This is a genomic window from Sphingomonas brevis, from assembly GCF_023516505.1.
Lineage (GTDB): Bacteria > Pseudomonadota > Alphaproteobacteria > Sphingomonadales > Sphingomonadaceae > Sphingomicrobium > Sphingomicrobium breve.
This window is the reverse complement of sequence record NZ_JAMGBB010000001.1, coordinates 1,058,792-1,083,195: the sequence shown is the minus strand read 5'-3', so window position 1 is coordinate 1,083,195 and position 24,404 is coordinate 1,058,792. Positions and strand designations below refer to the sequence as shown.

The 24,404-nt window shown below is 62.3% G+C and carries 23 protein-coding genes and 1 pseudogene; 12 read left to right on the top strand and 12 right to left on the bottom strand.

Features of this window, described 5'->3' with window-relative positions:
* Positions 1 to 197 precede the first annotated feature (197 nt).
* Both LZ518_RS13535 and LZ518_RS05605 read left to right on the top strand, forming a co-directional pair.
* Positions 198 to 1,412: a CAP domain-containing protein gene (locus LZ518_RS13535; RefSeq protein WP_249915032.1), complete on the top strand. Its 1,215-nt coding sequence runs from the start codon at positions 198 to 200 to the stop codon at positions 1,410 to 1,412.
* A gap of 155 nt (positions 1,413 to 1,567) precedes the next feature.
* Positions 1,568 to 3,625, top strand: coding sequence for a M13 family metallopeptidase (locus LZ518_RS05605; protein ID WP_249915031.1), 2,058 nt, complete (start codon positions 1,568 to 1,570; stop codon positions 3,623 to 3,625).
* On the opposite strand, the gene thpR is transcribed toward LZ518_RS05605, so the two are convergent.
* A complete protein-coding gene (gene thpR / locus LZ518_RS05600; protein ID WP_249915030.1) occupies positions 3,626 to 4,168 on the bottom strand; it encodes an RNA 2',3'-cyclic phosphodiesterase in 543 nt (180 codons plus the stop codon).
* Between the two features lie 115 nt (positions 4,169 to 4,283).
* Here thpR and LZ518_RS05595 point away from each other — a divergent pair, with 115 nt between their 5' ends.
* Entirely contained in the window at positions 4,284 to 5,033 is a 750-nt protein-coding gene (locus LZ518_RS05595; protein ID WP_249915029.1) for a Bax inhibitor-1/YccA family protein, read from the top strand.
* A gap of 61 nt (positions 5,034 to 5,094) precedes the next feature.
* Here the strand turns inward: LZ518_RS05595 and LZ518_RS05590 are convergent, their stop codons facing one another.
* The 7 genes from LZ518_RS05590 to LZ518_RS05560 all read right to left on the bottom strand — a co-directional run bounded on the left by LZ518_RS05590 (position 5,095) and on the right by LZ518_RS05560 (position 13,008).
* Positions 5,095 to 5,937, bottom strand: coding sequence for a DUF3667 domain-containing protein (locus LZ518_RS05590; RefSeq protein ID WP_249915028.1), 843 nt, complete (start codon positions 5,935 to 5,937; stop codon positions 5,095 to 5,097).
* 62 nt (positions 5,938 to 5,999) lie between these two features.
* Positions 6,000 to 6,860 (bottom strand): dienelactone hydrolase family protein, encoded by an 861-nt coding sequence (locus tag LZ518_RS05585; RefSeq protein WP_249915027.1) that lies wholly within the window; start codon positions 6,858 to 6,860, stop codon positions 6,000 to 6,002.
* Positions 6,861 to 6,875: 15 nt separating this feature from the next.
* On the bottom strand, positions 6,876 to 7,502 hold the full coding sequence (locus LZ518_RS05580) for a glutathione S-transferase family protein (RefSeq protein ID WP_249915026.1): 627 nt from the start codon (positions 7,500 to 7,502) through the stop codon (positions 6,876 to 6,878).
* A 105-nt stretch (positions 7,503 to 7,607) separates the two neighbouring features.
* The gene (locus LZ518_RS05575; protein WP_249915025.1) at positions 7,608 to 9,308 is read right to left on the bottom strand and encodes a M28 family metallopeptidase; all 1,701 of its coding nucleotides are present in this window, start codon (positions 9,306 to 9,308) and stop codon (positions 7,608 to 7,610) included.
* A 353-nt stretch (positions 9,309 to 9,661) separates the two neighbouring features.
* The gene (locus LZ518_RS05570; protein ID WP_249915024.1) at positions 9,662 to 10,267 is read right to left on the bottom strand and encodes an Ivy family c-type lysozyme inhibitor; all 606 of its coding nucleotides are present in this window, start codon (positions 10,265 to 10,267) and stop codon (positions 9,662 to 9,664) included.
* Between the two features lie 111 nt (positions 10,268 to 10,378).
* Positions 10,379 to 12,730: an ATP-dependent Clp protease ATP-binding subunit ClpA gene (gene clpA / locus LZ518_RS05565; RefSeq protein ID WP_249915023.1), complete on the bottom strand. Its 2,352-nt coding sequence runs from the start codon at positions 12,728 to 12,730 to the stop codon at positions 10,379 to 10,381.
* Positions 12,731 to 12,810: 80 nt separating this feature from the next.
* Positions 12,811 to 13,008 carry a DUF1192 domain-containing protein gene (locus LZ518_RS05560; RefSeq protein ID WP_249915022.1) on the bottom strand — a complete coding sequence of 66 codons (198 nt, stop codon included), beginning with the start codon at positions 13,006 to 13,008 and terminating at the stop codon, positions 12,811 to 12,813.
* A gap of 97 nt (positions 13,009 to 13,105) precedes the next feature.
* On the opposite strand from LZ518_RS05560, the gene LZ518_RS05555 reads away from it, so the two are divergent.
* Positions 13,106 to 14,086: an NAD(P)H-quinone oxidoreductase gene (locus LZ518_RS05555; protein ID WP_249915021.1), complete on the top strand. Its 981-nt coding sequence runs from the start codon at positions 13,106 to 13,108 to the stop codon at positions 14,084 to 14,086.
* On the top strand, positions 14,083 to 14,700 hold the full coding sequence (locus LZ518_RS05550; protein ID WP_249915020.1) for a glutathione S-transferase family protein: 618 nt from the start codon (positions 14,083 to 14,085) through the stop codon (positions 14,698 to 14,700). Before LZ518_RS05555 ends, LZ518_RS05550 begins: the two co-directional genes overlap by 4 nt.
* A 27-nt stretch (positions 14,701 to 14,727) precedes the next feature.
* On the opposite strand, the gene LZ518_RS05545 is transcribed toward LZ518_RS05550, so the two are convergent.
* Entirely contained in the window at positions 14,728 to 15,174 is a 447-nt protein-coding gene (locus LZ518_RS05545) for a hypothetical protein (RefSeq protein ID WP_249915019.1), read from the bottom strand.
* A gap of 205 nt (positions 15,175 to 15,379) precedes the next feature.
* On the opposite strand from LZ518_RS05545, the gene LZ518_RS05540 reads away from it, so the two are divergent.
* From LZ518_RS05540 to queA, 6 genes and pseudogenes are all read left to right on the top strand, one after another.
* The gene (locus LZ518_RS05540; RefSeq protein ID WP_249915018.1) at positions 15,380 to 16,075 is read left to right on the top strand and encodes a DUF1013 domain-containing protein; all 696 of its coding nucleotides are present in this window, start codon (positions 15,380 to 15,382) and stop codon (positions 16,073 to 16,075) included.
* 32 nt (positions 16,076 to 16,107) lie between these two features.
* The gene (locus tag LZ518_RS05535) at positions 16,108 to 16,350 is read left to right on the top strand and encodes an exodeoxyribonuclease VII small subunit (protein ID WP_249915017.1); all 243 of its coding nucleotides are present in this window, start codon (positions 16,108 to 16,110) and stop codon (positions 16,348 to 16,350) included.
* Positions 16,340 to 17,251, top strand: a complete 912-nt coding sequence (locus tag LZ518_RS05530; protein ID WP_249915016.1) for a polyprenyl synthetase family protein — start codon at positions 16,340 to 16,342, stop codon at positions 17,249 to 17,251. The genes LZ518_RS05535 and LZ518_RS05530 overlap by 11 nt, the downstream gene beginning before the upstream one ends.
* A complete protein-coding gene (gene coaD, locus LZ518_RS05525; RefSeq protein WP_249915015.1) occupies positions 17,251 to 17,739 on the top strand; it encodes a pantetheine-phosphate adenylyltransferase in 489 nt (162 codons plus the stop codon). The genes LZ518_RS05530 and coaD overlap by 1 nt, the downstream gene beginning before the upstream one ends.
* Positions 17,740 to 17,800: 61 nt before the next feature.
* Positions 17,801 to 18,451, top strand: a pseudogene (locus LZ518_RS13530) (peptidylprolyl isomerase); the annotation flags it as partial.
* A gap of 200 nt (positions 18,452 to 18,651) precedes the next feature.
* Positions 18,652 to 19,686 (top strand): tRNA preQ1(34) S-adenosylmethionine ribosyltransferase-isomerase QueA, encoded by a 1,035-nt coding sequence (gene queA / locus LZ518_RS05515; protein ID WP_249915014.1) that lies wholly within the window; start codon positions 18,652 to 18,654, stop codon positions 19,684 to 19,686.
* On the opposite strand, the gene LZ518_RS05510 is transcribed toward queA, so the two are convergent.
* Both LZ518_RS05510 and LZ518_RS05505 read right to left on the bottom strand, forming a co-directional pair.
* Entirely contained in the window at positions 19,683 to 20,681 is a 999-nt protein-coding gene (locus LZ518_RS05510) for a sulfotransferase family protein (RefSeq protein WP_249915013.1), read from the bottom strand. The two genes, queA and LZ518_RS05510, sit on opposite strands and share 4 nt — an antisense overlap.
* 33 nt (positions 20,682 to 20,714) lie before the next feature.
* Entirely contained in the window at positions 20,715 to 21,470 is a 756-nt protein-coding gene (locus LZ518_RS05505) for a TSUP family transporter (protein ID WP_249915012.1), read from the bottom strand.
* 48 nt (positions 21,471 to 21,518) lie between these two features.
* On the opposite strand from LZ518_RS05505, the gene tgt reads away from it, so the two are divergent.
* Entirely contained in the window at positions 21,519 to 22,655 is a 1,137-nt protein-coding gene (gene tgt / locus LZ518_RS05500; protein WP_249915011.1) for a tRNA guanosine(34) transglycosylase Tgt, read from the top strand.
* A 38-nt stretch (positions 22,656 to 22,693) separates the two neighbouring features.
* Here the strand turns inward: tgt and LZ518_RS05495 are convergent, their stop codons facing one another.
* Complete coding sequence (locus tag LZ518_RS05495) at positions 22,694 to 24,043, bottom strand: DEAD/DEAH box helicase (protein WP_249915010.1); 1,350 nt, start codon at positions 24,041 to 24,043, stop codon at positions 22,694 to 22,696.
* Positions 24,044 to 24,404 lie beyond the last annotated feature (361 nt).

The window sequence follows — 24,404 nt, the reverse complement described above, 5'->3', positions numbered from 1 at the left end:
GGCTCCTCCTGCAATGTATGCCCGCCTGGGCGGCGCTGTCGCTCCTTGCCATGCCCGCGCTAGGGCAAGAGGTCGTCGATGCAATCGATCCGAGTGCTGCCCCGCCAGTCGTATACCGGACTCACGATGGAACGAGGCGGGAAGTAGAGTCGGGCGACGCTCACGCCACGACCGTATCGACGCAAGCAGCAGGGGCCGTGAGCGCATCTATCCCGTTACCCGGCAATAGCGTCACTGACGCACTGAAAGCGGGCCCTGAGCCGCTCAAACCCAAGGGCCGGGTGAAACTGCCCGGGTCGTCCGAACCGTCCGCCATTTCCCGCCTATCGATTTGTGAAAAGGCGCAAGTTGCGCGGGCACGAAGTTCACCCGCTGCACCCGGTCTCGAAGCTCAATGCGCCGCCCAGCAGGCCGACTTGAACGCCCTTGCCGCCCGGGGCGAAGTCATCGCGGGGCAGGATCCGCTGGCGACGGAGCTGCTTAAAGGGCAGTCCGACGACCATGCCCGGTTCGGGTTTCTGGTTGGACTGGGGACCTGGGACCGGCAAACGGCGTCAGGTCCGGGAAAGGACCAAAAACGAAGCCAATTGGCGATCGACGAGCAAGGCGGATTTGACACTGCCGCGGCGTTCTCACTGGCCCGCAATGGCAATTCGGAGCTGCTTGGAATTGGGGAGGCGATCGCGGCAACCGATTCAAGAGTTGCTCGTATGCGGACCTATCAACCAACCGTGCTCTATCGGATGGGTTTTGATATCGCCACCGGGCTCTTCGGCGATCCTGCCAAGGGAGCGAAGGGCAATACCGCAACCGGTCCCGGCTCGACGAAGATCCGCGATGGCTTCAACCAGACAGGACAAGCCGGGTTCGATAAGTCGGTGAAGCTTCACCTAAGTCGCAATTATCTTGCGCCGAGACCCAGTGAAGAGGAGCTCGTTGAGGCAGCCGCGAATGCCAACGCGGCCATATTGGCCGAGGTTGAAATCATGATCTCCGACTATCGCGGGCAGCATGGGCAGGGACCCGTCACCCTCGATGCGGCGCTGATGAAAATCGCAACGGCCCACGCAACGCGCATGGCCGACGAGGACCAAGTGGCACACGACCTTCCCGGCGAAGGCAGCTTCACGCAACGTTTAGCGGCAGGCAACTTCCAGGGAGCCCGGGCCTACGAAGCCCTTTTCGCCGGACCAATGACAGCGACCCTATCGGACGTTCTCAACTCCTGGGAAAAGTCGCCAGTGCACGACCGTAATCTGCTTGCCCCGGGGGTATCCAGGATCGGCATTTTTGCCGCACATGGCGAGCAAGGCAGCAAGTATGGGACCTATTGGACGCTGGTTCTTGGCGAGTTGTCCGCATTCCCGCCGCCCAACGATGGCGTGGGCGGCGGCGCCGTCGGAAATCGATGAGCGTCAGTTCTCAAACCCCGCGGCGAGACCGTAAATCGTAGCATCGGCGCGGTTCGTCGACGGACTCCCGACGCTTGTCGATGGCAGTTAGCTTCACTTGGCAACCGGTTCGATGGCCGGGTTTCACGAATCTAATCAACAAGATGGGGGCCCTTATGAGTGTTGTAAGCCTGCGCGATTTCCGCGCCATCCGGACATCGATGCTGCTGGCGGCGGCGCCGCTGGCCTTGATGGCGGCACCAGCCGGAGCCGCCATCAAGGCCGCCGCGGCAGCCTCCACCAGCGGCAACGTTCATTACGGGACCTGGGGCGTCGACCTCAAATCGCGCGACCTCAAGACCAACCCGGGCGACGATTTCGAGCGCTACGCCAGCGGCACCTGGATGGACGTCACTGACATTCCCGCCGACAAAAGCTCGAACAGCGTCGGATCGGACGTAAACGACCGCAATCAGGACCGGCTGCAGTCGATCGTCACCAGCTCCGCCAAGGACAGCCAGCTGGGCGCGCTTTACGCCAGCTATATGGACGAGCCGTTGCTCGAAAAGCTCGATGCGGCGCCGCTCAAGACTGACCTGGCGCGGGTCGATGCCATCAAGAGCAAAGCCGAATTCAGCCAGTTTATGGCGACGACTTTCTCCGATTTCGGTGCGACGCTATTTGGGGCCGGCATTTTGCCCGATCCGGCTAATCCGACGATCAATCTCGTTTTCATGGGGACGTCGGGAATGGGCCTACCCGATCGCGATTATTACCTGCTCCCCAAATATAAGCCGCAGCTAGACGCCTACCGGGCCTATATCCAGCGCACCCTGGAACTGACCGACACACCAAATGCATCGGCCAGCGCGGACACGATACTGGCGTTCGAGACCGAGATCGCCAAACTGAGCTGGCCGGTCGCCGACCAGCGCGACATCGACAAGATCAACAATCCGATGACGCCGGAACAGCTCGCCGGCTACGCGCCCGGCTTCGATTGGAACCGCTACCTGGCCGATACTAGGCTGGTGGCGCCGAAGCTGATCGTTGCAGACAATAGCGCAGTGAAGGCGCTGGCCGCGCTCTACGATCAAACTCCCTTGGAAACGCTGAAGCTGTGGGAACGGTTCAAGGTCGCCGACCAGGCGTCGGATTATCTTTCGAAACGCTTTGTCGACAGCAAGTTTGAATTCACCAAGCAGCTAAGCGGCGCGAAGGAGCTTCGGCCGCGCTGGCGCCGGGGAATCGGGCAGGTCGACGCGCGGCTCGGCGAAGTGCTCGGCAAAACATATGTCGAACGCTATTTCCCGGCTTCCGACAAGGCGCAGATGGAGCAGCTGGTCGCGAACCTGAAGGCGGCCGCCGCCAAGCGCATCCAAGGCAACAGCTGGATGGAGCCGGCGACTAAGCAAGCGGCCCTGGCCAAGCTTGCCAGAATGGACGTGATGGTCGGCTACCCCGACAAGTTCCGCGACTATTCGAAGCTGGTGATGAAGCCGGACGATCTTTACGGTAACGTCAAGCGCAGTTCGGCGTTCGAGTGGGACTATCAGCTAAGCGACCTTGGCAAGCCGGTCGATCGCAAGAAATGGGCGATGAGCCCGGCAACGGTGAACGCCTACAACGGGGGCTTGGAAAACAAGATCGTTTTCCCGGCCGGCATATTGCAGCCACCGCTGTTCGACCCGACGGCCGACGCGGCGGTCAACTATGGCGCGATCGGCGCGGTCATCGGCCACGAGATCATGCACGGCTTTGACGATCAGGGCCGCAAGATCGACGCGACCGGCGCGGTTCGCGACTGGTGGACCCCGACCGACGCCGAGCGGTTCAAGAAACTGACCGATGAGCTCGGCAAGCAATATGCATCCTATGAGGCCGCGCCGGGCGTGTTCATCAACGGCAGCCTGACGATGGGCGAGAATATCGGCGACATGTCGGGGCTTGAGGTGGCGTATGAAGCCTACAAAATCTCGTTGGGCGGAAAGCCTGCTCCGGTGATCGACGGCTTGACCGGCGACCAGCGCTTCTTCCTGGCGTTCGCCCAGGCTTGGCGCGGTGAACAGCGTCCTGAAGCGATCAAGACGCAGGTCGCGTCCGATCCGCACAGCCCGCGGCGCTTCCGCGTGATCGGACCCTTGAGGAACCTCGATGCCTGGTACCAGGCGTTCAACATCCAGCCGGGTTCGAAATTCTACATCGCGCCGGATAAGCGCGTCCGGATCTGGTAGCTAGCGCAGGCCTGCCAACGGATAGGCCGCGATGGGCTCGTAATGAGGTCCGTCGCGGCCGAGGTGGCTTTCGTAAAGGATGAATTCGCCGACCGGCTCGGCGGGGGCGGAGAGGGCGGAGTGCGCCTTCAGCCAGCCGGCCGGGTCCGCTCCGGTCTTGCGGCGGCGGGCAAGGGTGATGTGGGGCAGGAAAGCCCGGCGCTCCGGCGGCAGGCCGACACCGGTCAGCGCTCGATCGACCTTCTTGTGCAGCGCCTCGAGCAGATCGCGCGGGATGGTTCGGGCGAACAACACGCCCTGACGCCCCTGGTCGAAGAAGCCGACGCCGTGGAGGCCAATCTTTGCTGCAGGCGCGCGTACGGAGTTAAGCGCGCTGGCGATATCCTCCGCCACCGGCCGTTCGACCTCGCCAATGAAGCGGAGCGTGACGTGGAGCTGCGCATCGTCCTGCCAGGCCCAGCCGGGCGGCCCGCCGGCCATGGCAGCCAGGCAATGGCGTCGAATTTCCAGAGGTGGCCGGAGTGCGACAAACAGGCGGTGCATGCATTGCCGTTAGTCGAATGACTTATTCCCGGCACCCCATTTCGCTTGAACAGGAAGCGAACAACTACGATATATTGGCCTTGTGAGGGCCTTTTGCCTTCACGAAGGAGTGAAAATGCAGAACCAATTTGACCCGCGCACGACGACAGGCGGCTATGACCCCGCTGTGTCGGTCGGCGTCCCGCGCGCCGCACGCGATGCGGGCCTTCGGTCCTACATGCTCAAGGTTTACAACTACATGGCGTCGGGCGTGGCGCTGACGGGCATCATTGCCCTGCTGTTCGCGCCCTATGCTCGCGACGTGCTGATCAATGCCAGCGGTACCGGGATGAGCGGTCTCGGCTGGATCATCACACTGAGCCCGCTGGCGTTCGTGTTTGCGATGAGTTTTGGCGTCAACCGGATGCAGACTTCGACATTGCAGCTGCTGTTCTGGTCGTTTGCGGCAGTGATGGGCCTTTCCATGTCGACGATTTTCATCGTCTACACCGGCGTGTCGATCGCTCAGACCTTCTTCGCGGTCACCGCGGCGTTCCTCGGCCTCAGCCTGTACGGCTACACAACCAAGAAGGATTTGTCGGGATTCGGCACCTTCCTGATCATGGGCCTGGTCGGCCTGCTGGTGGCGATGCTGCTCAACATCTTCCTGCGATCGAGCACCATGGCGCTGGCAATCAATGCGATCGGCGTGCTGCTGTTCGCGGGCCTCACCGCCTATGACACGCAGCGGATCAAGTCGATGTACGCTTACGTCGCCGGCACGGACATGATGGGCAAGACGGCGATCATGGGGGCGCTGAGCCTCTACCTCGACTTCATCAACATGTTCCAGTTCCTGCTGAGCTTTATGGGCGACCGCCGCTAAAGCGAAGCGAGAATAGGCAAACGGGAAGCCCGGTGGAGCGATCCGCCGGGCTTTTTCATGCCTAGCTTCCCCACAGGGTGATCAGGAAGATCAGGAACCGGTAGCCGATGACGATCGCCGCTACGACGCAGGCCAAGGCCGCCGCTTTGACAATCCTCGATACTCCACGTGCGCCATATGCGGTGCCGATCGCCATATAGAGATAGGTGGCGCATGCGCCGAGGTTGAACAGCGAAAGGACCAGATCCACCCGCGAAGATGCCAAGCCCTTTCCCCCGAGGATGAGATCGAGTTCGGTTAGCCCGAGTGACACGCAAAACAGCAGCAGCACGAAGGCATAGAGGTGGAGCGAAAAGACGATGTGCACGCCGATTGGGCGGCGCTCACTGAGGAATGCTACTGCAAGGAACGGCGCGAAGCACAGCGTCATCAGAATGATCAGGGTCTTGGCGTAAAAGACAACAGCCGTGTCGAACACCGGCGCATATTCGGCGAGCGTCAGCTGTTCGGCTTCAAGGTGCCTGGCGACCATCGGCCTGGCGACCGATTTCCAATCCTGCTGGTTCAGATGAGATTCCAGCGACGACGAGAGGATGTTTGTGTGGGTCGCCGACTGTGCGGCGAAGAATAATGCGTTAGCGATGAAAAACACCTTGAGTGGACTTAGGTAGACGCGGCGCTGGCCGCGGACATATGCAACCGCCAGCGTGCCCGGTGCGGCAAGTAGCGCCTTGAAGCTTCTGACCGTTTTTCCGTCGATGCTGCTAATGGACTGGCCGAGCTTGGTGACCAAGTCGCGAAGCGTCAAAATGGCCGGAACGAAGCGGCTCCTCGCCGCAGTCGGCGCAAAAATTGGCTTGGCGGGCCTTGCCGCAGTCAGGGCAATTCCAAGCTGGGTTCTCATCGGACATGCGGCAGCCAGTGCAAGTTGCTGGCTCCTAGATACATCAATCGAGTGCGAAAGTGTCAGCCGAGATATTTGTGAAAGAAGCGGATTGTCCGCCCCCAGGCGAGGTCGGCCGCTTCCTTGTTATAGCGTTCCGCCGACGTGTCGTTGTTGAACGCGTGATTTGCGCCGTCATAGACCTGGAAGGTGACACTCTTCTTCGCTTCGCGGAGCGCGGTGACGAACGGGAACAGGGTCTGCGCGACGCGGCTATCGAGCCCGGCATGGTGAAGCAATAACGGCGCCTGGACTTTGGCCGCTTCGGACGGATTGGGGGCCGGGCCATAGTAAGACACGCCGGCGGCGAGCTTGTCGCCGGCCGCGACCGCCAACCGGTCGACGAAGGCGCCGCCCCAGCAGAAACCGACCACGCCGACCTTGCCGCCGCGGCTGGATTTGGCCAGCTGCTCGACCATCGCCACCGCGTCGGATGTCGATTTGGAAAGGTCGAGCTTGCCGACTGCATCGCGAGCGGCGTCTTCATTGGCCGGAGTGCCGCCTGAGAGCGAGAGAAAGTCGGGCGCAACCGTGCGGAAGCCTTCGAGCGCGATGCGGCGGGTGACATCGCGGATATGGTCGGTGAGCCCGCGATTCTCGTGGATCACCAGGACCGTGGGCTTCAGCGACCGGCTGCGCGGCTCGGCGACATAGGCCTTGTATCCACCGGCCAGGTCCTGAGTGCGGGTGGTCAGGCGCTTGTCGTCGGCCGGGACGATGGCAGCTGCGGCAGGCGAGGCGGCGATCGCGGCGATCAGGCTGGTGGCGGCAGCGGCGCTGCCCGCGATCAGGGACATCCGCCCGAAGAAATCACGGCGATCCATGCCGTCATGGGTGAAGCGGTCGTATAGGTCGATTGCTTGTTGAAGCCGTTCCGCGTCCATCGATCTTATCCCCTCTTATCCCGCGGCCTGCATCTCCGCGATCAACTGCATGTCCTCACCCTTGCCGCGCCTATACGCCTCACGCTCGGCCAGCCGCTCGCCATAGGCGATGAAAGGATCGAGCTTGGGCAAGGTTCCGAACTGGGTGCCCCACAGCACTGCGCTGCCGACATAGACGTCGGCGGCATTGAATCGCGCGCCGCAGACGAAGTCGCGGCCGGCCAGGTGGTTGGCGAGCGTGTTCACGGCCAGGTCGTAATTGCCATAGCCGAACATCCGCTGTTGCTCGTCCTTGGCGGTAAAACCCGCGAAATTATTGGTCACTGCCTGTTCCAGCGGGCCTGCGGCAAAGAACAGCCAGCGATAATAGTCGGCCTTCTCTTCCTCGCGCGGGCCGAGCCCGGCTTCAGGGAAAACGTCCGCCAGATAGGCGCAAATCGCGGCGCATTCGGTCACGACGCGGCCATTATGGACGATCGCAGGGACCTTCTGCATCGGATTGATCGCGCGATAATCTTCGCCCTTCATGGTCGAGGCATAGTCGAGAATCTCAGTGTCGTAGGGAGCGCCTACCTCCTCCAGCATCCAGCGGATGATCTGTCCGCGGCTCATCGGATTATGGTAGAAAATAATGTCGGCCATTTGGGTTCTCCCTTCCGACTCAGCCCCTAGCATAACTGGAACATAATGAGAACAAACGTGCCCATCCGTGAGGATGAGCACGCCTGTCTTACAGTTTGGCGGCGATCACCCCCGCTCGCCGGGCTTGGCCGGCTGAGCTGAAGTGCAGGTGCCCTGGCGGTCGGCAGCGCTGCGGTCGCGAGCAGCGCGGAATTCGCTGTCCTGGCTCCAGTTCGGCCATTCGCAGCTATTGGCGAGGCGAAGGCCGACAGCGTGCAGCAGCTCGGCGTCGGCCGCCATGCCGGTGAAGTCCCAGTCGGGCGAATATTCATCGTCCGGCTGGTGGTACATTTTGGCCGTATAATTTTTCGACCAGGCCTCGGCCCGCGGGACGCCACCGGTGACCAGGTCCTGGCCGGGGCCGAAGCTCATTGCCGGAATCCCGACCTTGGCCAGCGTGAAATGGTCGGAACGGAAGAAGCCGCCGGTCTCGGGCCGGGGATCGGGCATGTAGCGGCGGCCGCGCTTGGCGCCTTCGTCGACCAATATGTCGAGCAGGCCGAACTTCTGGTTGCCGCGGATGGTGAAGTCTTTGGCCGGGCCGAGCACGCCCAGCACGTCGGTGTTGATGACGCCAGCCGTCTTGCCCGCGGGATAGAGCGGATTTGCAGCATAATATTCGCTGCCCAGCAGGCCCTTTTCCTCGGCGGTGACGGCCATGAATACGACCGACCGCTGGGTCCTGGGGCCGGTAGCGAAACTGCGCGCCTGCTCGATCAGCTGGGCAAGGCCGGTGCCATTGTCGATCGCGCCATTGTAGATCCGATCACCGTTGGCGTCGGGCTGGCCGATACCGAGATGGTCCCAATGGGCGGTGTAGATCACCGTTTCGTCTGGCCGGGCGGCACCGGGAAGAATGCCGACGACGTTGTGCGAGGTGATGACCTCCGTCTTGGCATCGCCATGGACGGTGAGGTCCGCCTTTAGCGGCACCGGCTTGAAATCCTTGCGCTTGGCGGCAGCCTTCATCGCATCGAAGCTGGTCCCTGACGCGGCGAACAGCTCGGCCGCGAGGTCGCGCTGGATCCAACCTTCCAGCGGCGGGTGTTCGGCCGCCGGATTATGCCGGACGATGTCGAACATGGCGTTGGTGTTCGAATTCTTGACCGTCGCCCAGCCGTAGCTGGCCGGCTCGGTCTCGTGGATCACCAGCACGCCCTTGGCGCCCTGGCGCGCGCCCTCCTCAAATTTGTAGGTCCAGCGGCCGTAATAGGTCATCGCCTTGCCACCGAAATCGCCTTCACCGCCCTCGAAATCGGGGTCGTTGACCAGCATGACGAGGATCTTGCCCCGCATGTCCTGGCCCTTGAAATCGTCCCAGCCGCGCTCGGGCGCTTTCACGCCATAGCCGACGAACACCAGGTCGGCCTTGTCGATCATCATCGCCTTGTCGCCATTGGTCGGCGCCCGGACGGCGATTTGCTCGCCCTGGGTCAACGGCGTCGCCTTGCCGGCAATGTCGACGTTCACCTGAGGGGCAGCGGTGAATTCCGAATGCAGCAACGGCACCGCCTGGGTCCAGGTGCGCTGGCCGCCTACGACATCGCCGCCCGGCTGGAGGCCGGCCTTGGCGAATTGATCCGACAGATAGGCGACGGTCTTGGTTTCACCTTCGGTTGCGGGAGCGCGGCCCTCGAACGCGTCGGAACCGAGCGTCTGGACATGCTGCGACAGGCGGGCGGGATCGAAGGTTGCGGTCTGGGCAATGGCGGCGCTGCCGGCCAGGATCAGGGCAATGGCGGACAGGGGAGCGAGGCGATAACGCAAGGCGGGTAACTCCTGACGGGGGGTTTGACGGCGGTTGTTTGGAACCGCCTCACGCCGACGTCAAGGAACAGGGAGCCGGACGCGTTTCTCAGGGATTTTGTTTCGAAACTCCGGCCCCGAAGCTGTAGACCAAACGCCCGCCAAGCCATCCGCCAAGCGACAGCAGCAATCCGCTGGTTTTCCGAACACAAGGAAACTTGGGCGCTAATCCTGAAGGGCGATTATGAGGGTGCCGCTCGCGCGGCGGCGAATAGCCGTTGGTTCGATCAGACTCCCGACCGTGTCGAGGCCTTTCAAAAGGCTCTGCGAGCATTGCCCAGAAAGCCGCCAAAGAAATGACTGTCTTCAGCTGGCTATCTCCAGGACCGTTTGGCGAGCAAGTGCATGCTTCGCGTTTTCGGCTGCACTAGCCAAATGCGAACATTGCTGCCCTCTATCGGCGAATGCTCGTCGGCCAGTACGGAGCGCCAATTTGCCTCTGACTGGGCAATCCATTCGTCCATTGGCCTTTCTCGCAATATTCTCGCAGGAGAGGTGCTGACGAAGATGTCGAGCGCAAGCCGGGATGGCAAGTCTGGATTCCATGGATCGGCGCCCTCACTTGTAAACATAGCTGCCGCGACGATTTCTCCTCTTGGTGACAGGATGACTGCTCCCTTGTTCGGGCAGTAATGAGCCTGGCAGGCGGTGAAGAGATAGCTTCCGTCGGAAAAGCGGATTGGCGGATCCGGCGGCCCATGCAGGACTTCGATGATCTCTTCCCACAATGGAGTCTTGACGCCGCGGACGAATTTGGTGGGCACGCTGCCGGCAAAGGATTTTACGGCACTCTGAAAGCCGGCGTTCATCACCAGATAGCTGGTGGTCTTGCATTCGGTCAGCTGTTTCAGCCTGCATTCACGATAGCTGGCTGGAAGCTCAAAGGCTGAGACCATCAATGCGAATGCGGCGGCGATCATCGGTACAATGCACAGCGCCCTGTCGGGAATATCCAGACAAAATTCGTCGAACAGGGATTGCACAAGTTAAACGGAGAGCGGCCGTGGAGACGCAACTCCTTGGCGCCTTTGCTACTCCGCCGCTGTCGCCTTCCCGCCGGCCTGGCGCTTCCCCTTTGCCTTTGCCTTGGGCGGCGCGGGAGGCTTGCCCTTGGCCGGCTTGGGCGGGGCGGGGACGATTTCGAACGCCAGCGCGCCGTCCTTGATGCGCACTTTCACCTCGCCTCCGTCGACCAGCTTGCCGAACAGCAATTCTTCGGCCAGCGGTTGCTTGATCTTCTCCTGCACCAGCCGCTGCATGGGCCGCGCGCCGTAGAGCTTGTCGTAACCGCGCGTGGTCAGCCATTCGCGCGCTTCGTCATCCAGCTCGATGTGGACGTTGCGATCGGCCAGCTGCAGCTCCAGCTGGAGGATGAACTTGTCGACGACCCGGGCGACTACCGCCGGCGGCAGGTAGGCGAAGGGCACAACTGCATCCAACCGGTTGCGGAATTCCGGGGTGAACATCTTCTTGACCGCGTCCTCCTGGGCATCCTCCCGGCTCATCGCGCCGAAACCGATGCTCTCTCGCGCCATGTCGGCGGCGCCGGCATTGGTCGTCATGATGAGGATGGTGTTACGGAAGTCGACCGTCTTGCCGTGGTGATCGGTCAGCTTGCCGTTGTCCATCACCTGAAGAAGGATGTTGAACAGGTCAGGGTGGGCCTTTTCGATTTCGTCGAGCAGCAGCACTGAATGCGGATGCTGGTCGACGGCGTCGGTCAACAGGCCGCCCTGGTCATAACCGACATAGCCCGGCGGCGCACCGATCAGGCGGCTGACCGAATGGCGTTCCATATATTCCGACATGTCGAACCGCTGCAGCGGGATGCCCATGATCGAGGCAAGCTGGCGCGCGACCTCGGTCTTCCCGACGCCGGTCGGTCCGCTGAACAGATAATTGCCGATCGGCTTGTCGGGATCGCGAAGGCCGGCGCGGCTTAGCTTGATCGCCGATGCAAGCTTTTCAATCGCGATATCCTGCCCGAACACGACGCGCTTCAAATCGGCTTCGAGTGTTTCGAGCACCCGCTTGTCATCGGTCGAGACCGACTTCGGCGGAATCCGCGCCATCGTCGCCACCACCTGCTCGATTTCCTTCACGGTGATGGTCTTCTTGCGGCGGCTGGGCGGGACCAGCATCTGCATCGCGCCGACCTCGTCGATCACGTCGATCGCCTTGTCAGGCAGCTTTCGATCGTGGATGTAACGTGCCGAAAGCTCGACCGCCGACTTGATTGCGTCGGGTGTGTAGCGGACGCCATGGTGCTGCTCGAACGAGGAGCGCAGGCCGGCAATGATCTTGATCGTGTCCTCGACCGTCGGCTCGTTGACGTCGATCTTCTGGAACCGGCGCAGGAGAGCGCGATCCTTCTCAAAATGGTTGCGGAATTCCTTGTAGGTGGTCGATCCGATGCAGCGGATCGTGCCCGATGACAAAGCGGGCTTCAGCAGGTTCGACGCATCCATCGCCCCGCCCGATGTAGCGCCGGCGCCGATCACCGTGTGGATCTCGTCGATGAACAGAACCGCATGTTCCATCTTTTCGAGTTCCGAGACGACGGATTTCAGCCGTTCCTCGAAATCGCCGCGGTAACGGGTGCCGGCCAGCAGCGCGCCCATGTCGAGCGCATAGATCACTGCTTCCTTCAGCACATCGGGAACCTCGCCTTCGACGATCTTGCGGGCGAGGCCCTCGGCAATGGCGGTTTTGCCGACACCGGGGTCGCCGACATAAAGCGGGTTGTTCTTCGACCGGCGGCAGAGGATCTGCACCGTGCGGTCGACCTCCGGCATCCGGCCTATCAGCGGGTCGACCTTGCCCGCCCTGGCCTTGTCGTTGAGGTTGACGGTGAACTGCTGGAGCGCGCTTTCCTTCTTGTCGCCGCTCTTGCCTTCGGTCTTTTCCTCGGTTCCCTGGGGCGGAGCCGGTTCGACCGACGTGTCGCCCTTGCCGACGCCGTGGCTGATATAGGTCACCGCATCGAGGCGGCTCATGTCCTGCTGCTGCAGGAAGTAAACGGCATAGCTCTCGCGCTCGCTGAACAGGGCTACCAGCACGTTGGCGCCGGTGACTTCGTCCCGCCCTGACGACTGAACGTGAAGAATTGCCCGTTGGACAACCCTTTGGAAGCCGCTGGTCGGAGTCGGGTCAGTGGCGCTGTCGGCGACCAGCGCGCCAAGCTCATTATCGAGATAGCCCTTCACCGTGGCCTTGAGTTCGTCGCGGTTGACGCCGCAGGCGGTCATCACCTGGCTGGCATGACTGTCGTCGACCAGCGCGATCAGCAAATGCTCCAGCGTCGCATATTCGTGACGGCGCTTGGATGCCTCGCCGAGGGCGTTGTGCAGGGTAGTTTCAAGTTCGCGAGCGAAACTGGGCATTCGGGGAGTCTCCTTACCCGCTCAATGTCGTGAAGTCTGATGCGCCGATCAAGGGCGCGAAGGCGTAATGATGCGCGGAACTACTTTTTGAACAGCTCATCGGCGGCGTTCCGATGGCGCTCGGTATCGGACAGATGCTGCTCTATCCGGGCGATCTCGCCCTTGAGCGTCTCGATCCGTTCCTGCAGCTCGTCGACCGATAGCGGTCCGAGGTCCTGCTTGACGAGCAGGGTCAACGGATCCTGCGGGCGGCTGGAAAAGAAGTCATCCTCGTCCATTCCTCAAGCGTTGACCCGCCGTTGGCCCAAGTCAATAAGCTTGCGCCCGATGGTTCGCGTTTTGGGGGCGTAAGTGACGGACATCATTCCGGATGTAATGCGCGTTGTTGAAATCGCCTCGCCCGGCGGTCCGGAGCAGCTGCGGCCAGCCTCCCGGCCGACGCCGCGCCCCGGCAAGGACGAGGTGCTGATCAAGGTTGCCGCGGCGGGCGTCAACCGGCCCGATGTGCTGCAGCGGATGGGCGTCTATCCGCCCCCGGCTGGAGCAAGCGGCATTCCGGGACTGGAAATTTCGGGAACGGTCGTCGCGGCGGGGCAGGGCGCAAGCCATCTGATCGGCAGCAGGCAATGCGCGCTGGTGTCTGGTGGCGGCTATGCCGAATATTGCGTTGCGCCAGCCGGGACCTGCCTGCCGGTGTCGGAAGTGCTGCGAATGACCGAGGCGGCTGCGATGCCGGAAACGCTGTTCACCGTCTGGGTCAATCTGTTCGAGCGGGGATTCGCAGCCGATGGCGATCCGGTGCTGGTTCATGGCGGGACCAGTGGCATCGGCACGATGGCGATCAAGCTTGGAACTTTGTTCGGACTGGAAGTTATCGTCACTTGCGGGAGCGACGAGAAATGCGCCGCGGCGATCGAACTCGGCGCGGCCCATGCGATCAATTACAAGACAACCGACTTCGTCGACGCCGTGCAGCGCTGGACCGAGGAGAAGGGCGTGGCGGTGGTGCTTGATATGGTCGGCGGCGATTATGTGCCGCGGAATCTAGCCTGCCTGAGCGATGACGGCCGCCACGTGTCGATCGCGTTCCAGCGGGGGCCCAAGGCCGAGGTGTCGATCGTCGACATCATGCGGCGGCGGCTGACGTTGACGGGATCGACGCTTCGCCCGCGCGACCTGGCGTTCAAGGCAATGGTTCGGGACGAGATTGCCGAAACGGTTTGGCCCTATGTCGAAGGCAACCGGCTGAAGCCGGTGATGGACAAGAGTTTTCCTCTAGATCAGGTGGCTGCCGCACATGCACGGATGGAGTCGGGTGACCACGTCGGCAAGATCGTGCTAACGGTGGCGCCATGAGCGGGCTGATCCTCCACGAGTATGGCCGGTCGGGAAATTGCTATAAAATCCGGCTGACCGCTGCGCACGTCGGGATTGAGCTGGAGCGGCGCGAATACGACATCATGAAGGGCGAAACGCGGACTCCCGAATATCTGCGAGACGTCAACCCCAACGGCCGAATTCCGGTGCTCGAGGACGGCGACCGCTTCCTGCCAGAGAGCAATGCGATCTGCTTCTACCTTGCCAACGGCACCAAGCTGATCCCCGACGGCCATTTCGACCAGGCCGACATGCTGCGCTGGATGTTCTGGGAACAGTATAACCACGAGCCAAACATTGCGACGATGCGGTTCTGGCTGAGAAATGTCGGGCTCGACGCGCTGACCGATGCGCAGCGAATGCAGATCAAGGGCAAACGCGATGCGGGGCTGGCGGCGCTCGACCTGATGGACAACCATTTGGATTCAAGGAAGTGGTTTGTCGCCGACCAGTTCAGCCTCGCCGACATTTGCCTGTTCGCCTACACCCATGTCGCCGACGAGGCCGAATTCGACCTTGAAGCATATCCTTCGATCGTCCGCTGGATGGAGCGGATCATGACGATGGAAGAGCATGTCAGCCTGGATGACTAGTTAGTCGAGCCCCCGTCACGACTGCCTTCAGGGGCATTCGTCCTCATGGTCGGCGCAATCGGTCACCGTGAAATAGAATGCGGCCGCTCCGCCCAGGACTGCCGCACCGACACCGATTGCGACCCATGCGCCGGTCGAGACCCCGAGCCGCCGTTCGGAATCCAGCCCGGCCGAGCTTTTCATTCCAAGTGCGGTGTCGGCGCGAATCCCACCCAGCGTTAAGGTCGGTTTGTGTCGAGCTGTGAAATTGAGAGCGAGACCTTCGCCGATCCTTGTGCTCGTCAAACCGTCACGGGATATCCGGCTGTGAGTTGGCGCGATGGTGAGCGCCGCGACGGGCTCTCCGCCATTTTTGCCGCCGATGGTCAGTCTTGCACCGACAAATGTGCCGGGCCGCACGCTGGCCCAATCCTCGCCTTGGGCAGGTGAAGCAATCAGAGCAGTTGCAGCCAGGGCCAGCGCAGCGACTCTCATATAATCCCCCTTCTTGTGACGGATGACTTGGTCCGTTCGGATTGCGGCGCGATTGTGTCGGCCAAACGCCAAATCAGACCGAAATTGTGGCAGTGGATCATCGGACGAGACTCCGCTTGCCCTAAGCCCAGTGGGGGATTAGATGCCCGTCCAATAGCTGGCCGCTCCGGGAAGGGGCGGCCGTTCTTGTTTTTGGAGAAATCGCATGGCCCAGCCGCTCATGCCCCACGCCACCGCCGCCTGGCTGGTCGACAACAGCTCGCTCAGCTTTTCGCAGATTGCCGAATTTTGCGGGCTGCACATCCTCGAGGTTCAGGCGATCGCCGACGATACGGCCGCGACCAAGCTGACCGGGCGCGACCCGATCCGGTCGGGCGAGCTGACGCATGAGGAAATCGAGAAGGGGCAGGCCGACCTCGATTATGTGCTGCAGATGCACAAGGCGCCCGACCCTGTCACCCGCACCAAGGGCCCGCGTTACACGCCGGTGAGCAAGCGGCAGGACAAGCCTGACGGCATCGCCTGGATCATTCGCAATCATCCGGAAGTGTCGGACGGCCAGATCTCCAAGTTGATCGGCACCACTCGCACCACGATCGCCGCGATCCGCGACCGGACCCATTGGAATATGGCCAATATCCAGCCAAAGGATCCGGTGACATTGGGTTTGACCAGCCAGCGCGAACTGGATGCGGCGGTAGCCAAGGCGCAAAAGGCCGCCGGCACGCAGGCTCCGGCCGATACCAGGTTCGACAGCGATCGCGACGCGCTGATCGAGCAGCTTCGCGCCGAGCGCGAGCAGCACCATCGCGACGTCGAGGCGGCGATCGCCGCAGAGTCGGGTGTGGAAGTGGTCAGCGACGAGATCGTCCCGGGCATCAAGGACCCGTTCAAGCGTTGATTTAGGCTGACCCAAGGCCCAGAAGCTGAGCGATGGATCAGGCCGATATCGAGAATCTGACCTTCGAGGCGGCACTGTCCGAGCTCGAGCAGATCGTGCGCAACCTCGAGCAGGGTCAGGCGCCGCTCGATGAATCGATCGAGCTCTACCAGCGCGGCGACAAGCTCAAGCGGCATTGCGAGGCGAGGCTGAAGGCGGCGCAAGCGCGGATCGAGCAGATCGCACTTGGCCCGGACGGCCAGCCACAAGGCACGAAGCCGTTCGATGCTGATTGAGGCCGGCGTGTCCGAGGCCGAACTTGCAAAAGAGGCCAACCGCATCGGCGCCAAGGTTGAGGCGGTTTTCTCCCGGTACCTGCAAAGTAGCGGCGACGGTCGAGACCGGTTGTTCGATGCGATGCGCCACGCCGGTCTTGGCGGCGGCAAGCGAATCCGTCCGCTGCTGACGGTGGCTACCGGCCGGCTGTTCCGGATCGACGAGGAACGCTGCGTCCGCGCCGGTGCGGCGATTGAAGCGATCCATGTCTATTCGCTGATCCACGACGATTTGCCGTGCATGGACGACGACGACCTGCGCCGTGGCAAGCTGACGGTCCATCGCGCCTATGATGAATCGACCGCGGTGTTGGCCGGAGACTGCTTTCACGATCTGGCGTTCGAAATCATTGCCGATGCGGCAACTCACGAGGACCCGTTCGTACGGTCGGAACTCGTGATCGAGTTGGCCCGAGCGTCAGGCCCGCAGGGAATGGCCGGTGGGCAGATGCTCGACCTGGCGGCCGAGGGTCAGATTCTCGACATGGGCTCAATTACCCGATTGCAGCAGCTGAAGACGGGCGCATTGATCGAGTTCGCGGTCGAGGCCGCGTGCATTATGGGCCGGCTGCCTCCCGAGGCACGTACGCCCTATCGCGGCTACGCCCGCGACATCGGGCTGGCCTTCCAAATTGCCGACGATCTGCTCGACCATGCCGGCGACGAAGTTGCGGCGGGGAAGAGGCTGCGCAAGGACGAAAGCGCCGGGAAGGCAACATTCGTTTCGTTGCTCGGTGAAGAACGGGCGCGGGCGCAATGCGCAATGCTGGTCGAACAGGCGATCGAGCATCTTCAAGGTCATGGGGCGGAGGCTGATCTGCTTCGCGCGGTCGCCCGCTACATCGAGGAAAGGGACCGCTAATGGGGGTGAGGGAACGCATCGGCGTATATCCGGGCACGTTCGACCCGCTCACGCTTGGTCATCTCGACATCATTCGGCGTGGCGCACACCTGGTCGACAGGCTTGTGATCGGCGTAACCACCAACCCGTCAAAGGAACCGATGTTCACGGTTGCGGAGAGGATCGCGATGGTCGAGCGCGAAATCGCTGGCCTGGCGGGCGTGACCGTGGTCGAATTTGATTCGCTGCTGATGGACTTTGCCGAGGCGCAGGGCGCGGGTTTGATTCTGCGCGGCCTCCGGGCGGTCGCCGATTTTGAATATGAATATCAAATGGCAGGCATGAACCAGCAACTGAACGACCGGATCGAAACGGTCTTCCTGATGGCCGACGTCTCGCTTCAGCCGATCGCGTCAAGGCTGGTGAAAGAAATCGCCCGCTATGGCGGTGCTATCGACCGGTTTGTGCCGCCGTCGGTCGCCAAGGATGTTGCCGACAAGCTGAAATAAGGCTGGCGTGACAGGCAAGGCTGAGATAGGCGGGCGGCGCTTGGGGGTTTGGGGAGTTGGTATGATCAAGAGTTTGATTGGCTTGCCTTTTTTGGCGTTGATGTTGGTTGCCGCGAAGGATGCGCCACCGCCGCCAGCGCCCGTGGCCCAGCAGCCCATCGTGATCACTCCCGCCGAAGTCGCCGCCGATCCCGCCAATCGCTGGACGCTCGAACTGTCGAACGGCGGCAAGGTGGTGATCCAGCTGCGACCCGACGTGGCACCACAACATGTCTACCGGATACAGCTGCTGACCAGCCACGGTTTCTATAACGGGCTCAGCTTTCACCGGGTGATCTCCGGATTCATGGCCCAGGGCGGTGATCCCAAGGGTACCGGCGAAGGCGGCTCGACGCTGCCTGACGTCCCGGCCGAATTCAACGACTTGCCGCATCTGCGCGGGGTGGCATCGATGGCGCGGTCAGAAGCGCCCGATAGCGCCAACAGCCAGTTCTTCATCATACTTTCCCCGACGATGAAGCTCGACCACAAATATAGCGCCTTCGGCCGCGTGATCGAGGGAATGGCGGCCGTCGACAATATTGCCGTTGGCGAACCGCCAGCCCAGCCGACGAAGATCGTCCGCGCGACGATCGGTGGTCCGCTGCCCCCGCCGCCGGTCGTCACTGCCGCCGCGCCGGTGCCGGCGGAAACCCAAGACGCACAGTCCAAGGCCGCCGAAGCAGTGGTGCAATCTGACCAGAGGGCGATCGTAAACGCGGGGTCTCCGGCTGAAACTCCTCAGCCGACTTCGCAAGAGGCTCCCGCGCCTCAGCCAACTCCGCAAGAGACGCCCGCGCCTCAGCCAACTCCGCAAGAGACGCCCGCGCCTCAGCCAACTCCGCAAGAGGCTCCTGCGCCTCAGCCGCACTAATGCGCGTCGACCTTTTCGACTTCGACCTACCGACCGACCGCATCGCACTTCGTCCTGCTCGCCCGCGCGACGCGGCGCGAATGCTGCTGGTCGACGGCGCAAGCATTGGCGACCGCGGAGTGCTGGATTTGCCCGACATCCTGCGTCCGGGCGACGTGCTTGTCTTCAACGATACAAGGGTCATTCCCGCGCAGCTTGAGGGCCGGCGCGGGGAAGCGCGGGTCGGCGCAACGCTGCACAAGCGCGAGGGCCTGCGGGAATGGTGGGCGTTCGTCCGCAACGCCAAAAGGGTGCGTGACGGCGACGTGATCGACTTTGCCGACGGCGTGAAGGCTAGCGCTGTCAGCCGCGATAGCGATGGCGCGATCCTGTTGCACTTTCACGGGGAGGAGCCGGTCGAATTGCTGCTCGAACGGGCAGGTGAGATGCCGCTGCCTCCCTATATTGCCGGCAAGCGCGCCACGGATGACGCCGACCGCGACGACTATCAGACCATGTTTGCCCGCGAGTCAGGTGCGGTGGCCGCACCCACGGCGGCGCTCCATTTCACCGACCGGCTGATGGCGGCGCTCAATGATCGGGGCGTGCAACGGGAAATGCTGACGCTTCATGTCGGGGCGGGGACGTTCCTTCCGGTCAAGGCGGACGATACCGGTTCGCATCGCATGCACTCGGAGTGGGGCCGCATCGACCAGGCAACCGCCGATCGCCTGAACGCCGCCAGAGCCTCAGGTGGAAGGCTGATCGCGGTCGGCACGACCTCACTGAGGCTGATCGAAAGCGCAGCGGATGAAGGTGGCAACGTCCAGCCGTTCGAAGGCGACACAGCGATATTCATCACGCCCGGTTATCGCTTCAAGGCGGTCGACGGGCTGATGACCAACTTCCATCTGCCCCGATCAACGCTGTTTATGCTTGTATCAGCGCTGATGGGGCTGGAAACGATGAAGAGCGCTTATGCCCATGCAATTGCACAGGGCTACCGATTCTACAGCTATGGGGACAGTTCGCTGCTACTGCCAGCCGAAGGCTAGGCCGCTTCAGGCTTCGCTTCGGGAATTCCGCCGAGCCAATGACTGAGGTCCCGGCCGATCACCCGCGATAGCAAGATGATGTCGTCCCGGTGCCCTTCGACGATCGCTTGCCGGACCGTCGCATCGAGTGGCTCGCGCTTTGCCGGCACCTTGTTCCACTCGAGCAGGTGCTTGCGGACCCGGAAGATAGCGGCCAGCGCGGGGCTATCGGTGGTGCCGACCTTCTTTTCGCGCTTGTGGAATTGTTCGCCGGCCAGGGCGGTGCGGATCGCCTTGGGTGGACGCTTGAGCAAACGCTGCAGCCAGCCGATGCGGATGGTCTTGTTGATGCGCTGCGGTTCGAAGTCGGTGCCGGCCCAAGGTTCGATGTCGAGAAAGCGGCACAGTTCGCGGTAGGTGCCCGGCGGATCGGCGGTCAGATCGTCGAACAGGACGACATGACAGCGCTCCCGGCCGACGGCGGCGAAGAAGCGCTCGACATTGTATCCAAGCTTGCCCGCATCGTCATAACGCAGCCAACGCGGATCGATAGCGCGCTTGGGGACCGAGCGCCCCTCGCGCCGTTCGGGTATCTTGGCCCAGGCTTTCTTGAAGTCGCGGATCGTCTCGTCGCCGGTAACCAGCAGGCGGGCGTGAAGCGACGGCAGCATCGACAGCGGATCGCGCAGCGCGATGATGAACTTCGCATCCGGCCACAGTTCCAGGATCGGGGCCATTTTTCCCGGCACGTAGAGGTAGGTCACGGATCCTTCGGCGCGGAGCTCGGCATCGGGGCACTGACCGAAGAAGCGCTCGAGATACTCGGTCTCGACCAGCTTGCGCATTTCATCTTTGCTGCGGCCGGCAAACTCATGTTGCGAGAAGAAGTGCGGCTCCTTGACGACCGAGAAGCACACATCGGGGTGTTGCTGCAGGAAACCGGCGAGCGTGGTCGTGCCGCAGCGCGGCGCGCCAACGATGAAAGCGAAACGCGATTGGCTGTCGAGCATGGTCATGGCGAACCGCCTAGGGTGAGAATACGGCGGGAGTCAGGCGGTAAAATAGCCCAAGAGCAGGCGAGTAGTGAGACCCAGCGATAGGAGCACGAGAAGCGGGCGGATGATCCGGGCGCCGAATTTCATCGCTGTATGGCTGCCGATCCATCCGCCCGCCATTGCACCTCCGGCCATGCACAGTCCGAGAAGCCACAACGTCTTGCCGCCGATGGCAAAGAAGATCACCGATGCAATATTGCTTGTGAGGTTGAACAGCTTGGTCAGTGCCGTCGCCCGGGTCAGCCCTAGCCCGCGCAGACCGACCAGAGTCGCAGTGAAGAAGCTTCCCGTGCCAGGCCCGAAAAAACCGTCATAGGCCCCGATCGCGGCTCCGACCGGTGCATAGCCCTTGGCGCTGATCCGCTGGTGCGCGTCCTCGTCGCTCATCCTGGGGCTGACCAGGACGTAGATCGCTACCGCCAACAGCAGCAGCGGAATGATCAGGGACAATGCTTTCGTGTCGATCGCCTGGACGATGATGACGCCCGCCGTGGCACCGGTGAACACCAGGATGACCGTCAACAGATTGGCCCGCCAGTCGATCAGCCCTTTTCGCGCATAGTTGGAGCAGGCGACGGCGGTGCCGAACATCGACTGCAGTTTGTTGGTGGCGAGCGCATTGATCGGCGGCACGCCGGCCGACAGCAATGCCGGCATCATGATCAGCCCGCCACCACCGGCGATGGCGTCGATGAAGCCGGTGAGGACGGCAGTGGCGGTGAGGGCGGCATAGACCCATGGCTCGATCATGGACGGGCTGTAGCCGCGACGTTCGCGAGCGGCTAGGGAGCGCGGCCAATGACCCGTTTCCAGTTCGATATTCACGCAACCGACGGCGCCGCGCGCGCAGGAACGATCGCCATGCAGCGCGGCGAAATCCGCACGCCGGCCTTCATGCCGGTCGGCACGGCTGCGACGGTCAAGGCGATGAAGCCAGAGAGCGTCCGCGCGACCGGCGCCGACATCATCCTCGGCAACACCTATCATTTGATGCTCCGCCCGGGCGCTGAACGGGTAGCGAGACTTGGCGGACTTCATCGGCTCATGAACTGGGAGCGGCCGATCCTGACCGATAGCGGCGGCTATCAGGTGATGAGTCTCAGCGAGCTGACCAAGGTCAGCGAAGAAGGCGTGGCCTTTGCCAGCCATCTCGACGGAAGCCGGCACATGCTTTCGCCGGAGCGATCGATGGAAGTGCAGCGGCTGTTGGGCAGCGACATCGTCATGGCGTTCGACCAGCTGGTGCCGGCAACGGCCACGCGCGACCAGGCCGCCGAAGCGATGGAGCGGTCCATGCGCTGGGCGAAACGGTCCCGCGATGGGTTCGACGGCGGCGACGACCATGCCGCCAAGGCCGCGTTGTTTGGAATCCAGCAGGGCGGGCTGGACGAGCCGTTACGCAAGGCCTCGGCCGAGGCGCTCATCGACATCGGCTTTGACGGCTATGCGATCGGCGGGCTGGCGGTAGGTGAAGGGCATGACGCGATGTGCGCGGTGCTCGATTATGCGCCTGGCCAACTGCCGGTGGACAAGCCGCGCTATCTGATGGGAGTGGGCAAGCCTGATGACATCGTCGAGGCGGTTCGACGCGGGGTCGATATGTTCGATTGCGTACTGCCGACGCGCTCCGGGCGGACCGGCCAGGCTTTCACCGCTGATGGGCCGATCAACATCCGCAATGCCCGCTTTGCCGAGGACCAGGAACCGCTCGATCCAGACTGCAACTGTCCGACCTGCACCGGCTACAGCAGGGCCTATGTCCACCACTTGGTGCGGTCAGGCGAAATCCTGGGCGCGATGCTCATGACCGAACATAATTTGAGCTTTTATCAGCGGCTAATGCAGGGATTGCGCGACGCGATCGGCGAAGGGCGGTTCATCGCCCATGCCGCGTCGTTTCTCGATCGCTACCGTAAGGGAAAAGCCGCGGCCTAGGCCGAGCCGAACCGCAGAAGGTTGCCGAAAGTCGGGCGCTATAATGCGCCAAATGAGAGGAAACCCGGGACCGGTCCGTTCCAGTCGCCATCGCCATCGGGAAGCGGCGATGCAGCCTTCCTGGACTTGGCGGCGACCGGCCTTTCCTCCTGGACGATCGGCTCGCGCGGCTTGGACTCGGGCTTGGTCGGCGAACGGCCACGGCCCTTGGCCGGAGGCTCAGTACGGCGTGGCTCCTGGCGACGGGGTTCCTCGGCCGGAGTAGCCTCCGATTTTTCGCCATCGACCCGCGGCAGCTTGATGCCGGTCAGCTTCTCGATCGCCGCTACGGCCTCGCCGTCCTCGCGCGTTGCCAGGGTGATAGCGATGCCTTTGGCCCCGGCGCGGCCGGTTCGGCCGATGCGGTGGATATAATCGTCGGGCTGCCACGGAACGTCGAAGTTGATGACGTGGCTGACGCCTTTGACGTCGAGGCCGCGCGCGGCGACGTCGGACGCGACGAGGATAGTGATCTCGTCCTTCTTGAACCGGTCGAATTCTGCGATGCGGTCACTCTGGTCCATGTCGCCCTGGATCTGGCCGACCGCAAAGCCCGAGCGCTTGAGGCTGGTGTAGAGCTCACGCACAGTGGTCTTCTTGTTGCAGAAGACAATTGCGTTCTTGAATTCCTCTCCGCGGAGGATCGTGCGCAGCAGGTCGCGCTTCTTGTCGCCGCGTGTAATGACGAGCCGCTGCTCGATATTGATGTTGGCGGTCGCCGGGCGGGCGACCTCGATCGTCTTCGGATCGCTCAGGAATTTGTCGGCCAGCTTCTTGATCGGCGGCGGCATGGTCGCCGAGAACAGCAGGGTTTGCCGTGCCTTTGGCAGCTTGGTCCAGATTTCCTCGATGTCCGGGATGAAACCCATGTCGAGCATCCGGTCGGCTTCGTCGATCACCAGCAGGTTGCAGTCGGTCAGCAGAATCTTGCCGCGGCTGAACAGGTCCATCAGGCGGCCCGGCGTCGCGATCAGGACGTCGACTCCCTTTTCGAGCGCTTTAACCTGGTCGCCCATCTGCACGCCGCCGATCAGCAGGGCCATGGAGAGTTTGTGATATTTGCCATATTTTTCGAAATTCTCGGCGACCTGGGCGGCGAGTTCGCGGGTCGGTTCGAGGATTAGCGAGCGCGGCATGCGCGCTCGGCTGCGACCCTCCGCCAATATGTCGATCATCGGCAACACGAAGCTGGCCGTCTTGCCAGTGCCGGTCTGGGCGATGCCAATCAGATCCTTGCCCATCAACACGGGAGGGATGGCCCCCTTCTGGATCGGAGTTGGCACATCATAGCCGCTGTCAGTGACAGCACGCAGCAATTGGTCGGAAAGGCCGAGATCGGCAAAAGGCATTGAATAGTCCGGAAAAAAAGTGAAGGCGCGCCGCACAAGCGGTACCGCGCCGGGGGCGCGCTACAGGGATCAGGGGCAAAATGTCAAGGCAAGCGTGAGACTTGGTGGTGACGCAAATTTGAATCGGGGGTTACGGAAACTGACATCGAGCGAATTCTTACTAACATTCCGCTCTTCCTCGCCAAGCGAAGCTGGTGTGCGAGGGCGTACAGTCAGTTTGTAGCTAACCGATCGTTCCTGTTTTGTCCAGTCTCATCCTAATGGCGGGTTTCGACCCAAAGCTGCCATTAGCCTAACGTCTGATTTCCACCCAAACGGACATTCATTCAACCGTAGCCGGGGGGCTGCATCCCGGAGCCAA